15 protein-coding genes are annotated in these 15533 nt (G+C 56.0%); 7 read left to right on the top strand and 8 right to left on the bottom strand.

What is annotated here, in order from left to right:
* Positions 1-26: 26 nt before the first annotated feature.
* The 4 genes from ABJI08_RS15495 to ABJI08_RS15480 form a co-directional block, all read right to left on the bottom strand.
* The gene (locus ABJI08_RS15495) at positions 27-683 is read right to left on the bottom strand and encodes a DUF6778 family protein (protein ID WP_348402741.1); all 657 of its coding nucleotides are present in this window, start codon (positions 681-683) and stop codon (positions 27-29) included.
* Between the two features lie 154 nt (positions 684-837).
* Positions 838-1107: a hypothetical protein gene (locus tag ABJI08_RS15490; RefSeq protein ID WP_348402740.1), complete on the bottom strand. Its 270-nt coding sequence runs from the start codon at positions 1105-1107 to the stop codon at positions 838-840.
* A gap of 1 nt (position 1108) precedes the next feature.
* On the bottom strand, positions 1109-3895 hold the full coding sequence (locus tag ABJI08_RS15485) for a glutamine-synthetase adenylyltransferase (RefSeq protein ID WP_348402739.1): 2787 nt from the start codon (positions 3893-3895) through the stop codon (positions 1109-1111).
* A gap of 134 nt (positions 3896-4029) precedes the next feature.
* Complete coding sequence (locus ABJI08_RS15480; RefSeq protein ID WP_348402738.1) at positions 4030-4416, bottom strand: nuclear transport factor 2 family protein; 387 nt, start codon at positions 4414-4416, stop codon at positions 4030-4032.
* A 95-nt stretch (positions 4417-4511) separates the two neighbouring features.
* Between ABJI08_RS15480 and ABJI08_RS15475 the strand changes: the two genes are divergently transcribed.
* The 5 genes from ABJI08_RS15475 to ABJI08_RS15455 all read left to right on the top strand — a co-directional run bounded on the left by ABJI08_RS15475 (position 4512) and on the right by ABJI08_RS15455 (position 7407).
* Positions 4512-4979 carry a YbaK/EbsC family protein gene (locus ABJI08_RS15475; protein ID WP_348402737.1) on the top strand — a complete coding sequence of 156 codons (468 nt, stop codon included), beginning with the start codon at positions 4512-4514 and terminating at the stop codon, positions 4977-4979.
* Between the two features lie 159 nt (positions 4980-5138).
* Positions 5139-5561 carry a DUF2852 domain-containing protein gene (locus ABJI08_RS15470; RefSeq protein ID WP_348402773.1) on the top strand — a complete coding sequence of 141 codons (423 nt, stop codon included), beginning with the start codon at positions 5139-5141 and terminating at the stop codon, positions 5559-5561.
* A 72-nt stretch (positions 5562-5633) separates the two neighbouring features.
* Positions 5634-6083 carry an RDD family protein gene (locus ABJI08_RS15465; protein ID WP_348402736.1) on the top strand — a complete coding sequence of 150 codons (450 nt, stop codon included), beginning with the start codon at positions 5634-5636 and terminating at the stop codon, positions 6081-6083.
* Between the two features lie 97 nt (positions 6084-6180).
* Complete coding sequence (locus tag ABJI08_RS15460) at positions 6181-7002, top strand: arginyltransferase (protein ID WP_348402735.1); 822 nt, start codon at positions 6181-6183, stop codon at positions 7000-7002.
* Positions 7003-7005: 3 nt separating this feature from the next.
* Positions 7006-7407, top strand: a complete 402-nt coding sequence (locus ABJI08_RS15455) for a VOC family protein (RefSeq protein WP_348402734.1) — start codon at positions 7006-7008, stop codon at positions 7405-7407.
* A 45-nt stretch (positions 7408-7452) separates the two neighbouring features.
* On the opposite strand, the gene ABJI08_RS15450 is transcribed toward ABJI08_RS15455, so the two are convergent.
* The 3 genes from ABJI08_RS15450 to ABJI08_RS15440 all read right to left on the bottom strand — a co-directional run bounded on the left by ABJI08_RS15450 (position 7453) and on the right by ABJI08_RS15440 (position 11943).
* Entirely contained in the window at positions 7453-9807 is a 2355-nt protein-coding gene (locus ABJI08_RS15450; RefSeq protein WP_348402733.1) for a TRAP transporter large permease subunit, read from the bottom strand.
* Between the two features lie 17 nt (positions 9808-9824).
* Entirely contained in the window at positions 9825-10748 is a 924-nt protein-coding gene (locus ABJI08_RS15445) for a TRAP transporter small permease subunit (protein ID WP_348402732.1), read from the bottom strand.
* Between the two features lie 112 nt (positions 10749-10860).
* Positions 10861-11943, bottom strand: coding sequence for a TRAP transporter substrate-binding protein (locus tag ABJI08_RS15440; protein ID WP_348402731.1), 1083 nt, complete (start codon positions 11941-11943; stop codon positions 10861-10863).
* A 245-nt stretch (positions 11944-12188) separates the two neighbouring features.
* On the opposite strand from ABJI08_RS15440, the gene ABJI08_RS15435 reads away from it, so the two are divergent.
* On the top strand, positions 12189-13616 hold the full coding sequence (locus ABJI08_RS15435) for a cache domain-containing protein (RefSeq protein ID WP_348402730.1): 1428 nt from the start codon (positions 12189-12191) through the stop codon (positions 13614-13616).
* Positions 13613-14257 (top strand): response regulator transcription factor, encoded by a 645-nt coding sequence (locus tag ABJI08_RS15430; RefSeq protein WP_348402729.1) that lies wholly within the window; start codon positions 13613-13615, stop codon positions 14255-14257. The genes ABJI08_RS15435 and ABJI08_RS15430 overlap by 4 nt, the downstream gene beginning before the upstream one ends.
* 151 nt (positions 14258-14408) lie before the next feature.
* On the opposite strand, the gene ispG is transcribed toward ABJI08_RS15430, so the two are convergent.
* Positions 14409-15527, bottom strand: coding sequence for a flavodoxin-dependent (E)-4-hydroxy-3-methylbut-2-enyl-diphosphate synthase (gene ispG / locus ABJI08_RS15425; protein WP_348402728.1), 1119 nt, complete (start codon positions 15525-15527; stop codon positions 14409-14411).
* Between the last annotated feature and the right edge of the window lie 6 nt (positions 15528-15533).

The raw sequence follows: 15533 nt of genomic DNA, 5'->3' as shown, positions 1-15533 counted from the left end.
AAAGCTTTATCGATCTGGTGAAAAGATCAGAGTGGCTGAACCGGGGTCAATGGATTGATCCGGGCTGTAACGCCGCCCTTAGGAGGCAGGAACCCTTGTGGCAGGCTCATCTCGTCACGAACCACCCGTGCCAGATGCTGTGTGATCCGATATTTCTGGCTCAGACCCCGTGCTTCGGCCTGAAGCGCCTTGGATCCACCATATCCGACCAGATCGGCTTTGATCTCTTTAGGACCGCGCAAAACTTCACCGGTCAGCGGATCAACGATGGTCATCACAAAATCGATTGAGTGGATACCACCTACGCTGTAGCGGGTCTTTTCCGTCAAAGCGTGGAACCGCTTGACTTCAATCTCAACTTTCACAGGGCGGACACCATCCAAAGGAGCGGCACCAATGCGGATGCTCTCTTCAAAAATTGCCTGCACCTGATCGTAGCGATCTCCGTATACGTCACCGCGCCAGACAATGTCGCCACCTGGATAGAACCGGTTGGCTTCTGACACCTTCAATGTGGTTGGTACGCTCACATGCATGTCCGCAAGGAAAAAGGACGGCGCCGGAGCTGAAATATCACTTGGTGTGGGTTCAAACGGCACGTTGCGTGTGGCTGTATCTACAGTCGCACATCCTGCTGCGGCCAGTCCAAGTGTCATTGCTGCAATCAATCGAACAAACTTCATGTCCATCTCCTCGGGCCGTTCTGACCTCTGCTGTTTGAAGAGAAATTGCCCGTCAAATGGGGCGAGATTGCGACACGGGTGGTTCATTTCATGGGTATTTGCCCAAGATTTCGGTCATTTACGGGCAATTTCGACGTAAATAACTGCGTTTTGCTTAGCTTCTGCTGCGTGACCGCCAACCGCCCCGACGTCTGGGCGTCTTGATACTCAAAAGCCCCTGACGCATGAGGTCAGTCATCGGATGCTGTGGGAATGCAGTCTCATACTCAGCCAACAACGGCTCCAACGCATCGTTGGTTTCCACACCCTGTCTCAGCGACAACGCCCAGTCCAGAAAGATGGACCGGCATTCTTCTGCTGTGATCCCCTCAATGCGATAACTTTCCCGGATCAGGCCCTTGGGATCGAATTCATTGTTGGCCATTCTACGCTCCGGACGGGGCACTGCGGGTCAGCGCCGTTTCTATAATGACTGCGGCCCGCTCAGACTGAGCCTGCATTCGGGCTTCCAATGCTTCCAGTGTTTCCTCACCAGTCTCACGCAACAAAAACGCCCGCTCTCCGGCACCAATATCCTGTGTATTCAGGGTTGCACCAGACAAAAGCCTGGACGCCAGCTGCACCTGCCAGAAAAGCGCATAGGTCGTGCTCAGCTCTGTCGCCTCGGCGGCATCCAGCCATCCAATTGCGACACCTGCCTGCAAACCCTCGACCACACTGCGCGCTGTTGCAGCGGCCAGCAATGCGCCGGTCTGGCTGATCAGCTCGACATCCTGCAGCCGACCTGCCCCTATTTTGGCATCCCACGGCCCGTCTGGCGCTTTGGCCCCGGCAATTCGTCTGCGCATCTCGGCCACATCGGTGCGCAATGTGTCTTCTTCACGCGCTTTGGCAAGTATCTCACCGCGGAAATGCTCAATCTCATCCATCAGCGCGCCGTGACCGGTGATAGGACGCGCCCGGGTCAACGCCAGATGTTCCCAAGTCCACGCCTCATTTTCCTGATAGTTCCGAAACGATCCAACCGAGGTCGCCACCGGACCTTGGGTGCCCGAGGGGCGCAACCGCATATCCACCTCGTAAAGACGCCCCTGCGCCATTGGGGCACTCAGGGCCGTGACCATCGCTTGGGTCAGACGGGCGTAGTATGCACGCGACGCCAAAGGCCTGCGCCCGTCCGAGAAATCAACGCCGTCTGCATCGTAAATCACGATCAGATCCAAGTCGGACGTTGCGTTCAGCCGCTGTGCGCCAAGTGAGCCCATACCAAGCACAATCGCCCCGCGACCAGGAACCGGCCCGTGTTTTTCCGCGAACTTATCAGTCACAACCGGCCAGAGCGCCGACACACAGGCCGACGCCAGATCAGCATATTGCCGTCCGGCCTCATCTGCGCAAATCAAGCCACGCAGATGGTGCACCCCAACGCGAAAATGCCATTCCTTGGCCCAGCGACGCGCCGTATCCAGCTTTAGTTCATAATCGTCACCTTCCCGCGCAAGGCTTTTGGACAATTCGTCGGTCAAAGCACCTTCGCCCGGCCATGTGGCAAAGAAACTGCCCCCGATCACCGCATCAAACACCCCAGAATTGCGTGACAAATGACGCGCCAGAGCGGGGGCCGTGCCAACAATGTCAATCAACAGATCAATCAATTGAGGGTTTGCTTCAAACAGCGAAAACAGCTGAACACCGGCGGGCAACCCCTTGAGAAACCCATCCAGCGCCAACAGCGCATCGTCCGGGCGCGCCGTGTCTGACAGGCGTTTCAGGATTTCCGGCCGCAATCGACCAAAGATTTCCATCGCCCTCTGACTGCGCAAAGCGGGATATGTTTGCCAGCGTTCCAGCACTTCGGGATCAAATGCGTGTTCCTGCCCTGCACCGGGCGCGTCAGGCGCAAAGAATCCTTCGGTCAACTCGTGCACCTCGGTCAAACGGGCGCGTAAATCCGACTTCAGCTCTGCCAGATCACGCCCCATCAGACAGGCGATACGTTCCAGCCCCTCCTCGCTTTTGGGCAGCAAATGGGTCCGCGCATCATTCACCATCTGAATGCGGTGTTCGACTTCTCGATGAAACCGGTAATGATCGGACAGCGTATCCGCGACATCCTCTGGCACCCACCCTTTGGATGCCAGCTTGCGCAACGCAGGTACAGTATGGCGATCGCGCAGATAGGGATCACGCCCACCGGCAATCAGCTGGCGCGTCTGGGTGAAAAACTCAATCTCACGAATCCCACCGCGCCCAAGCTTCATGTTGTGTCCCGGCAGGGTGATCCCACCGCCCAGACCTTTGTGTTCGCGAATGCGCAATCGCATATCATGAGCATCCTGAATGGCCGCAAAATCCAAATGCTTGCGCCACACAAACGGCCTGAGCGTATCCAGAAACCGCTGCCCTGCATTCAGATCACCGGCAGAGGGGCGCGCCTTGATAAAGGCCGCACGCTCCCATGTGCGCCCCACGCTTTCGTAATACCGCTCTGCCGCTTCCATCGCGAGGCAAACCGGGGTCACCGCCGGGTCTGGACGCAGGCGCAGGTCGGTGCGAAACACATACCCATCCCCTGTGATGTCATTCATCATCGCTGCCATTTTGCGGGTCGCACGGATGAAGCTGGCGCGCGCGTCATGATAGTCATCCGGATCAAACCGGGTTTCATCAAACAGGCAGATCAGATCAATATCCGAGCTGTAATTCAGTTCATGCGCACCCATCTTGCCCATGGCCAGACTGACCATACCGCCAGCAGTTGGGATATCCTCGTCGCTGGCACCGGGCAATTTACCCCGCCGGATTTCGGCGCCAATCGCCGCCTCAAGCGCCACCTGACTGGCCAGATCGGCAAAGTCCGTCAGCGTCCCGGTGACCTTTTCCAATGCCCACACCCCGGCCAGATCAGCCAGCGCAGTGATCAGCGCGACTTTGCGTTTTGCATGACGCAGGGCGACGGGCAGCTTGTCAGCGGCAACTTCGCGCAGGTCCGCAAACAACCGCGTCAGCGCGCCGTCCGGATCATCCAGAGCTTCTGGCAGCCATGCGGCCTCTCGCTCGATCAGAGATTTCAGATAAGGGCTGGAACCGCCCGTGCCCTGAACCAACTGCGCCACATCGCCAGCCAGTCCGGGCACCGCGCGCAAAGCCTCGTCCCCCAGATCAGTGTCAAAAGCGCGGGGCAAGCGGGTCATTCTGCTATCAAATGTCATGAGGCGACTGTGTGACCCGGCGCGCCAGACGTCAATATTCGTTCCGGTCGCAGGTGTAATTCAGCGGCGCGCCTGACGGCGCACAGGTTTGGTGATTTGGGATCCGCCGCGATGGCAGTAGCAGCCATATCCGGTTAAACGGGCGTCGGAGTGTCCTGAGAAAACACATTCAGCCACGCCGCCCCGCGCCGTTCCCAAAGCGACGAGATATACATCGCTTCCCAGGATTTCCGGGCTGGCTTGCGATACTCTGCACGATACGACAACAGCACCCGTCCGGGACCCAAGCGCATAAGGCGGGCTTGCGACAACCGAAACTCAGCCATTGTCGGCCCGCCGCTCAGTTCTGCCATATGCCCTGCCCGGTCGGAAAACCCTGACACGTACACCCCAAGAAAATCCTCTGTTAACATGGCGCCATCCGCCTCAGGTTCACCCGCTACCAAGGCCTCCCAGACTTTGCGTTCCAGTGCCAGCGTCTGATCAAGTGTCAGCGTGTCGTCTTTATCGTTTTGTATCATACCCTGACCCTGCAATGCCACCCGGAACCCGTCAACAGCACTTTACATTGACCCGGCCTTGCGCTGTCCTTTTGCCAATCATCGAGGAATGTATCATGAGCAAAAGTCTGAAACGTGTGCGCGCCGCGCTGAAAGCAGCCGGTTTGCCAGATGACATTCACGAAACGGGCGGCGCCCGCACCGCCCAGATGGCCGCAGACGCCGTGAATTGCACGCTGGATCAGATTGCCAAGTCGATCATTTTCTGCGGGCTCAACAGCGGCAATGCGATCCTGTTTCTGACCGCCGGTGGCAATCAGGTTGACCCGGTCAAGGCGAGCGCCGTAGCCGGTGAGCCGCTGGGCAAGGCTGACGCCGTGCTGGTTCGCCAGCAAACCGGATTTGCGATTGGCGGCGTCAGTCCCGTTGGCCATACGTCACCCACAGTCGCATTTCTTGATCCCCGCCTGTTGCAGTTTGATCTGGTTTGGGCAGCAGCAGGCACCCCAAATCACGTGTTTTCCATAAATCCACAGCTTTTGCCCGGATTGACCGGGGCAAAACAAGCCGACTTCACAGAATAGTCAAACTTTTTCTTTCTATATTACAAATTTATTACAAATACTTAAGTCGAAAATGTAAAAAAGATTTACATCTACCCTTGCACCCATCGAGACAAACACCAATCTATTCAATGTGAACACGATTTACATCAACCGTTAAAACCAACAATGGAGACCCGCATGACACCTGTAGCCGCCACCCACGAAACCTCACCCCTGGGCTGGTTTTCGCGCGCCGAGGCCTGGCTTGACAGCAAAGGCAAAGGCGCCTGGATCGCCGCAATGGTCCTTGGTTTTGTCTTTTTCTGGCCCGTCGGGCTGACCCTTCTCTTCTACATGATCTGGAGCAAGCAGATGTTCAAGAAATCCTCCTGCAGTACCCACCGTTTTAAGCGCGGCATGCACATGATGACACCGACCGGAAATTCGGCCTTTGATGCCTACCGCGAGGACACGTTGCGTCGTCTGGAAGATGAGCAGAAAAGTTTTGAAGACTTTTTGGAACGCCTGCGTGCCGCCAAGGACAAGTCCGAATTCGATGAATTCATGGACGAACGTGCCCAAAAGGCGACTGAAAGCCGCGATCAATCCGCAAGCGCCTGATCTCCAGGCACTTACCTCCCGGAGCAGTACTCCTCCCGCTGCTCCGGTTCCCTTTTTTAAATGAGAAAATATATGTCGTTTCGCAGTTTTGCCCTGCCTGATCCCGAAACCCAGGCAGAGTTCTACAAAGATGTCACCACCAAACGTCTGATAGCGTGGTTTGTCGATGTCGCATTGATTGCCGTTGTCTGTGTGGTGGTTCTGCCGTTCACCGCGTTTACTGGCATCTTCTTCTTTCCGGCATTGATGGCCGTGGTTGGGTTTGCCTACCGCGTTCTGACACTGGCAAGCGGATCGGCCACCTGGGGCATGCGGCTAATGTCGATCGAAATGCGCCGCCAAACCGGTGATCGATTTGATTTTGCAACTGCTCTTTTGCACACAATCGGGTTTTACGTTTCAGTTGCCATCACACCTTTGCAACTGATCTCGATTGTGCTGATGCTCAGCTCATCGCGCGCTCAGGGTCTGACCGACCATGTTATGGGCACCGTCGCAATCAACCGAATTGCCCGCTATTAACCGCCTAAATGTCCCGGGAGTGCAATTGACGCACTTCCGGGGCTTGGCGTGGAAAATTCCTGTTGCTATCGTCAAAGTGAACGACTGACAGGATAATATGCGCCACACGCTCCCCATTGCGCCCCAGTTTTATGTGACGGCCCCGCAGCCCTGCCCGTATCTTGAAGGTCGGATGGAGCGGAAATTGTTTACTGCGCTGCAAGGCGACAACACCACGGAGTTGAATGATGCGCTGTCCCATCAGGGATTCCGGCGATCACAAAATGTCCTCTACCGTCCGTCTTGCGCCGATTGCTGCGCTTGCTTGTCGGCTCGCATCAATATTGCCAATTTCTCCCAGTCCAAAAGTCAAAAGCGCACAGTCCGACGCAACGCCGATCTTCAACGGCGCGCCACTTCGCCCTGGGCCACCGAAGACCAGTTTGACCTGTTTCGCCGGTATCTCGACAACCGGCATGCCGATGGCGGCATGGCCGACATGGATGTGTTCGAATTTGCGGCAATGATCGAGGAAACACCCATCCGCAGCCGTGTTGTCGAATATACCGATAAACACACCCAAGACCTGATCGGCGTCAGTCTGACCGATATGCTCGAAGACGGGCTCAGCATGGTGTATTCGTTTTATGAACCCGGATTGCCACGGCGCAGCCTTGGCACCTATCTGATTCTGGATCACATCGAAATCGCCAGAGAGGCCGGATTGCCCTATGTCTATCTGGGATATTGGGTGCCCGGCAGTTCCAAAATGGGCTACAAGGCCAGCTTCTCGGGGCTAGAGGTCTTTTCCGGCGGGCGTTGGCAAGCCATGAACGATCCCGACGGGTTCGAAGCGGACCTGCACCCACTCTCGACAGATCCAATTGCTGAACAGGTTGCCAATATCTCTTTGCCGGACATGTGCGCGCGCCGGCCCTGATCAATGGCCCGACATCTGCACGCAATCTCTGTTCTGGTTCCGGATTACGATGCCGGACTGGCCTTTTACGTAGGAGTGTTAGGCTTTGATCTGCGTCAGGACATCGCCCTGCCCGACAGCAAACGCTGGGTGCTGATAGCGCCGGATACGAGCAGCCAGACCAGCATCCTTCTCGCACAGGCACGTGGCGCCGTACAAAAGGCCGCCGTCGGAAATCAGTTTGGCGGGCGTGTCGGTCTGTTTTTGCATACAGACAGCTTTGATGATGCCTATGCTGACATGCGCGCCAAAGGCGTGTTCTTTGAAGAAACACCGCGTGATGAACCCTATGGCAAAGTGGCCGTGTGGCAGGATCCGTTTGGCAATCGCTGGGATCTTTTGCAACTGACCCCGCCCCTGAAATAGAAACGGGGGCCCGAAGGCCCCCGTTTCACCCCTCGCTCACAGGGGTTAGTGCCCAATCAAAGCTGGCAGGATCGTCACCACCGACGGGAAGGCCCACAACAGACCAATTCCTACAACTTGGATCAGCACAAACGGAAAGACACCACGATAGATATGCCGCGTCGTCACCTCTTTGGGGGCAACCCCGCGCAGGTAGAACAACGCAAACCCAAATGGCGGCGTCAAAAAGGATGTCTGCAAGTTCACCGCAATCATGATTGTCACCCATTTCGGGTCAAACGTACCGCCATAAATGACCGGCCCCACAATCGGGATCACGATGTAGATAATCTCAAGGAAATCCAGCACAAAGCCCAGCACAAACAACACCAGCATCACAATCAGGAACACGGTGAATTCGTTGTCAAAGCTCTTCAGAAACTGCTGGATGTAGTGTTCCCCTCCAAAGGAAATCACAACCAGATTAAGCAGTTGCGATCCGATCAGGATGGTAAACACCATAGATGTCACCTTGGCCGTTTCGCGCACGACCGGCGTCAGGATGCCACCTTTGAACAGCACATAGCACGAGAACAACAGACCAAACGCAGCATAAAGATACGCCGCATAGGCGACAAAGAACGCCACCCAGCTTTCAAAGCTGACACCGTCCTGATTGATGCGCAGATCAAAGTTGATGCCAATCAGAATGCTGAGCAAAATTGCCATGGTCGCCCACAGGATCACCTTGCCGCTGCGCTCTTCGTCCTTCAGTCGGCGATAGGCCGCCAGCATCAGCGCACCACCAGCCCCCAGGGCCGCGGCAGGCGTCGGGTTGGTGATACCGCCCAGAATAGACCCCAGCACCGCAACAATCAAAACAAGCGGTGGAAACACTACGCGGATCAATTCGTTCTTCGCCAGATAACCCGCGGCACGCGCACATCCGTAAGCCGTCAGCCCGAAAGGAATAAGCCACAACACAACGCTGGCACCCGATGATGTCGACGGCGCAACCAGCACAATATCTACGATCAGCGTTAGGACGATCCCGACCGCGCCAATGATCAGCGGAGTGCGAACTGCCGAAGGGCTGACGCCCCGGGCAAAGATCAACACCAGCGCGGCCATTGCCATCAGGATTGCAAGACCGGTGCCAATTGGCGCGGCGGCAGCTTCCTTTTCGGCAACCTTGGCGGCAATATCTTCCGGCGACAGTTTAACGCTTTGTTTAACGCCACCATCGGCCTCAATTGCTGCGGATTCTGCAACGGCTGCGTCCCATGCCTCTTGGCCATGCAGTTCAATCATCGACGCTTTGCACTCATCCCCAACATTGGTGCGCAACGATGCTGCCTCGCCAATATCAGTATATGAATCCACCTGAAGCGACTGCGATCCAATCACGCCGACATTGCCAAGCAGGAAGAAGCCACCGATGACCAAAACCGGAAGACCCAGAAGCCATGTAAAGGCTTCGTTGCGGCTTATAGGTTCGGAGCTGGTGGTCCCCATTGCAACGGCAGGTGCCTTTGACGGGTTAAACAACGCATAACCAAATGCGTAAAGCGCATAAAGCAGTGCCAACATAATGCCCGGCAAGAGCGCCGCCTGAAACAACGTACCAACCGACACAACCGCCGGCTCACCCAGATAAGTCAGCGCATCCGTACACCCTGCAGTTTGCGCGCGCGCTTCCTGGGCGGCCGAATAAAGGTCGCCCGCCAAAGTGCCCAACAGAACAATCACGATGGACGGCGGAATAATCTGCCCCAACGTGCCCGACGCAGCGATAACACCGGTCGAAAGCTCTGGCGAATACCCGTTGCGCAACATGGTCGGCAACGACAACAGACCCATCGTTACAACCGTCGCGCCGACAATCCCTGTCGAGGCGGCAAGGAATGCACCCACAACAACAACCGACACGGCCAGACCACCGGGCAGCGGTCCAAAGACGCGCGCCATTGTGGTCAAAAGGTCATTGGCGATCTTGGACCGCTCCAACGTGATGCCCATCAGAACAAACATCAGAACCGCCAGAAGCGTTTCAATCGACTGCCCAGCAAGAACCCGTTCGTTAATCCGGTTTACAATGAACGACACATTACGGTCCATCGCAACTTCCCAGCCACGTGGGAAAACGGCCTGATCAACACGCGGTAAATCAGGGTATCGGAAAACCGAAATCGTGTCCGCTTTGATCCCCTGACTGACAAGATCAACATACATGGCAGACGACGTATCAATCGCCTGATGGATCAGAATGCCAGCACTATCGAGCGCCGCAATGATCCCAAATGAAATGATCCCCGCACCACCGATGGCAAACGCAACCGGAAACCCCGAGAGAATGCCCCCGAAAAGGCAGAGAAAGACGATAATCAGGCCGATTTCGACCCCATCAAGTCCTAACAACATTGTAACTGCCCCTTAAATCAGTGTGTGCCTTCGTAGGCTTCTTCACCCTCGCCCAACGTATCGCGGTCGAGGTACTTGCCATCGCTTTCCATGCCTTCTTTGCGCTCAAGGTACGAGCGGTAGAAAAAGGCAATTGCGTGCAGGAAGACCATGCCAGCAAAGGCGACGAGCAGGATTTTGAACAGAAAATATGCGGTAAAGCCATTTGGTGAAGGCCCGATCAGCTCTACGTTCCAGCGCATGGCGCGGGATTTGAGCAAAAGACGCTCCAGCGTGTCAGACGCCGACGGCTTGGGAACAATCAGATGGCGCCACATGAAGTACCAGCCATACATCCAGATCAGCACGGCCATTGGCATCATGAAAAACAGCGCACCAAACATATCGATGGATTTTTTCGCACGGTGCGACACCGCCGAATACACAAGATCGACCCGCACATGCCCGCCTTGGACAAACGTATAAGTCGCACAAAGAGCGACAACCAACGCATTGTAAAGCTTCAGTTCTTCAGCGTACCAACTGATGTCGAACTGCAGCGGAATACCGAACCCGAACACAATGTCCGGCCGGGTGAAAATCCTCTGCATAAATACGATGATAACTTGTTGCAGAACCATAAAAAGACCGGCCCACGCAAAGAACCGACCCGTTGTATTGGCAAAGCCTTCCAGCACCCGCACGCAGCCCCACATAAAGCTGTTGCGCCAGATGCCCACAGCCGTGACCACCAAAAAGAGTGTGAACGCTACAAAGAAAAACTCGACGGATCCGCCATAATATACAAACCGCATCACGGCTTCTTTGCTGGACCAGTCCAACCAAAGCTCAGGATGCGTTACAGCGTATCCAAAATTGTAAAAGGCCATCCCGATATTCTGGATAAACCACCAGATGCCGTCCACAAGCGCGCCGAAGCCTAGTCCGCCCTCGTCCTGCATGCTACCCCCCCTGGGAATGTGTTGGTGGAACAGGCGGTTAAGACGTAACCCGTTCAGACCGAATCGTGGGTTCCGAAACCTCGGAACCCACTAATTTTAAACGAAATCGGCCTTAGCCGCCCAGCACGCGAATACGCTGCTGAACATAATAGCCGTCCGACTTGTTGATCCAGCTTGCCGAATTGGCCAGCGATGTTTCAAACGACGCACGGATTTCTGCAAACAGCTCGTCACCCATGTTTTCATCCATGACTTCGGCTGATGCTGCACCAAACGCATCCCAGACATCGTCCGAGAACTGCAGCGTTTTGACGCCCTGTGCCTGCAGACGGGCCAGCGCGGCACCGTTGTTGGCAAGTGTTTCAGACAGCTGAAGCTGCGTTGTGGCCATAGACGCATAACGCATGATCGCCTGGTGCTGAGGGCTCAGCTCGTTCCACACATCAAGGTTCATGTTGGCGGCCAGCGCCGAACCCGGCTCGTGGAAACCCGCAGTGTAATAGATCTTGGCAACTTCCTGGAAGCCGGCGCGTTCGTCGGCCATTGGGCCAACCCACTCCAGACCGTCCAGCGCGCCAGATGACAATGCCTGATACAGTTCGCCACCGGGAATGTTCTGAACCGAAGCGCCCAGTTTACCCAGAACCTTGCCACCCAGACCCGGCATACGGAATTTCAGACCGTTAAAGTCTGCCGCCGAGTTGATTTCCTTACGGAACCAACCACCAGACTGCGAACCTGAGTTACCAGCCAGCAGACCTTTGAGGTTAAAGATTTCACCCAGCTTGTCGTGCAGCTGCTCACCACCACCGTGGTAGTACCAGTTGCTGACTTCCTGTGCGGTGCCACCAAATGGCACAGCTGTGAAATAGGCGTAACCAGGGTGCTGACCGATGAAATAATAATCAGCCGAGTGATACATATCCGCCTGCCCCGAAGACACGGCGTCAAACACTTCCAGCGCGCCTACAAGCTCGCCCGGTGCTTTTTTGTCGATTGTCAGCATGCCATCAGACATTTCGCCAACCATGGTCTGCAGATAGGTTGCAGCGTCATCGAGAACCGCAAAGCCACGTGGCCAAGACTGCACCATGGTCAATGTGCGCTTGCCCTGTGCGTATGCCGGAGCGGCCAAAGTGGTCGCGGCGGCAGCGCCACCCAAAGCTGAGGTTTTCAGAAAAGAACGACGATCCATATAGGTAATCCTCCCAGAATTAGTTCAGCCCGGCGCTTCTTTTGACGCTCAGGCGGATCGTTGCAAGTGGACCGAGCCTAGCTTTGCCCCCCCATTCTGGAAATACCAAGTACTACGTATTCTCATGTCAGGGAGGGCGAATTCCCCGAGAATTTCCTTAATTTTCGCGGTATTCCGGCGACGGTGCCGGCAAAAACCCATATTCAGCGCTTTGATTCGCGCTGATTCCCGACTATCGAATCACTATGCGCAATTTATTCCCGCATCTGCGCCTGTCTTATGGGCAAAAGCTGTTCCTGCTGGCCACAGTTCCGTTGATTCTGGCGGTTGCGGCCATTTCGTTCCTGGTTGCCAACCAATCGCGACAGCTGGCCGAGCGTGAGATTGCAACGCTGGAAGATCAGCTGATTGAGGCCAAGAAAGCCGAATTGCGCAACTACGTGACACAGGCGCGCAACGGTTTCTACTATGTCTACGGCAGCGCCGCCCCTGATGACGAAGACGCCAAGCAACAGGTCATGCAAATTCTGGCCGCGATGATCTATGGCACGGATGGATTCTTTTTTGTGTATGACTATGACGGCAACAACCTTGTCAGTCCGCGTCAAACCGACATGATCGATCAAAACTGGTCCGGTCTCAGCGACAGCGAGGGCACGCCGGTGGTGGACGAACTGATCGCCATTGCACGCCAGGGTGCGGGATATCACAGCTACCTCTGGAACAAACCTTCGACCGGGAAAGAAGCGCGAATGATCACCTATGTCACGTCCTTTCCCAGCTGGCGGTGGGCGGTAGGCACGGGCGTGTTTATCGATGATGTCCTGGCCTCAGTCGCCAAAGCTCGCGCCGATGTCGAAGCTCAGGTGCGCCGCACGTCGCTGTATATTCTTGCGATCACAGTGGCCGCTCTGTTCATGGTGTTCCTGTCAGGCATGGTGATCACCGTGCGTGAACGGCGGCTTGCGGATGCCAAACTCAAGGCATTGACCCTGCGGGTGTTGGAGGCGCAGGAAGAAGAACGCGGCCGCGTGGCGCGTGAATTACACGATGGAATCAGCCAGATACTGGTGGGCGTACGCTATGCGCTGGATACTGCGCGCCGCCGATTTAATGCCAAGGATGACCGCGCACCCGAAATGCTGGACAAAGGCATCGACCATCTGTCCGGCGCCATTCAGGAAGTGCGCCGCATCAGCCGCGATTTGCGCCCCGGCGTACTAGATGACCTAGGCCTTGGCCCAGCAATCAAAGCGCTGGCGGACGATTTTGGCACCCGCACCGGAATCAAGACAGAATTTCAAACCGTTGTGTTCCGTAACCGACTGGATCAAGACGCAAAAATCGCTCTCTACCGCATTGCCCAGGAGGCCCTGACCAACATCGAACGCCACGCCAACGCCACCGAAGTCTCGATCGATGTGCGCGGTCATCAAAAAGGTGCGACGTTGCGCATAGCAGACAATGGCAGCGGAATTCCCCAAGATCGTGAGGGCAATTCAAAAGGCGGGCTTGGGCTTCGAAATATGCAGGAACGTGTCGAACAACTTGACGGGACTTTGCGCATCCTCTCCAGTAAATCCGGCACAGTTATCGTGGTCGAAGTGCCGCTCAGTCATATGCTGACCCCTCAGGATGATGGCGCCGCAAAACGCAGAAAGGCCAGCGCATGACAGACCTTGTCCGTGTCGCCATAGTCGACGATCACCCAATGGTGGCCGAAGGTATTCAATCCGTTCTGGAAAGTTTTGATGATATATCGGTGGTTGGCACCCTGACCAATGGACGCGAAGCGGTGGACCGCCTGCCTCAACTGGCACCGGACGTCATTCTGATGGACCTCAACATGCCAGAGATTGGCGGTCTTACGGCCACCGAAATGTTGCTCGAGCGCGATCCTGATTTGCGTATTCTGGTGCTGTCGATGCATGACAGCCCCGAATATATCTCAACCGCGCTAAGCCATGGCGCGATGGGCTATCTACTCAAGGACGTGCAAACAGATGAGATCAAGACCGCGATAGACGCGGTCATGCGCGGCGAACGCTATCTGTGCACAGGCGCGCGCGGATCGCTGGAGCCCCCGGACGGTGGCGCACGCGAGCAGCTGACCAGCCGGGAACAGACGGTTCTGTTGCAGTTGGCGCAAGGTAAATCCAACAAAGAAGTGGCGTTGGTGCTGAATATTTCCGTGCGCACAGTTGAAACCCACCGCAAGAATATCAAACGCAAACTGGGCATTTCCTCAACCGCCGGTCTGACCCGCTATGCGATGGAGCATGGCGTCTTGCAGGGTACAGGTGGCGGTCTCTAAGGTCTTAGAGATGTCGGGTGCGCTCCCGCCCCTTTGAACACGCAGCAAAGCTGCGCGACAAAGCGTTGGGCATGGCGGCTTCGCCGCCCCGGCTCAGCAAGGCTGAGCCAGTTTGAGTATTTCTGGCAAAATGAAGATCAGGGCCGCGTGCCTAGTATGACGTCTCGGCGGCCTGAATTTCGGCGGCTTTCTTTTCCACCTGTTCCACGATGTGATCGACCATCTGCTCATTGGAGAGCTTGTGGCTCTGCTTGCCTGCCAGATAGACCATGCCAGCCCCGGCCCCGCCACCGGTAAACCCAACATCAGTCATCAGCGCCTCTCCCGGGCCATTGACCACGCAGCCTATGATGCTGAGGCTCATGGGAGTGTGGATATGGGCCAGACGATGTTCCAGCGCCTCGACTGTTCTGATCACATCGAACCCCTGACGCGCGCAGCTGGGACAGCTGATGATGTTCACGCCCCGGTGCCGCAGGCCCAGCGACTTCAGGATTTCAAAACCAACTTTGATCTCTTCAACCGGATCGGCGCTGAGGCTGACGCGTATCGTGTCACCAATCCCCATCCACAAAAGTTGACCCAGACCAATCGCGGACTTGATGGTTCCGCTGACAAGACCGCCTGCCTCGGTGATGCCCAGATGGATTGGCGCATCGGTCGCCTCTGCCAGCATCTGATAGGCGGCGGCGGACATGAACACATCTGACGCTTTGACGCTGATCTTGAAGTTATGAAAGTCGTTATCTTCCAGTATCTTAATATGCTCTAATCCGGATTCGACCATCGCGTCAGGACAAGGTTCGCTGTATTTCTCCAGCAAGTGTTTTTCGAGACTGCCCGCGTTCACACCAATGCGGATGGAACAGCCGTGATCCTTGGCCGCCTGTATAACTTCGCGCACCCGTTTCTGATCGCCAATATTGCCCGGATTGATGCGCAGACAGGCCGCGCCGGCCTCGGCTGCTTCGATCGCGCGCTTATAGTGGAAATGAATATCCGCCACGATTGGCACCGGGCTTTCGCGCGTGATCTCTTTCAACGCCTGTGTCGCAGCCTGATCCGGGGTTGAGACCCGCACGATATCTGCACCAGCCTCGGCTGCGGCCATGATTTGGCCCAACGTGGCTTTAACATCACCGCTGTCGGTGTTGGTCATGGTCTGCACGGCAATCGGAGCATCCCCGCCAACGGGCACATTGCCCACCATGATCTGGCGGGACGGACGGCGTTCAATATTTCGCCAGGGTCGGATGTGGTTCATGGACATTAAAAA

It is taken from the genome of Shimia sp. (genome assembly GCF_039969785.1).
GTDB lineage: Bacteria > Pseudomonadota > Alphaproteobacteria > Rhodobacterales > Rhodobacteraceae > Shimia.
The sequence above is the reverse complement of the archived record's forward strand: the minus strand, read 5'-3'. Positions and strand labels throughout refer to the sequence as shown.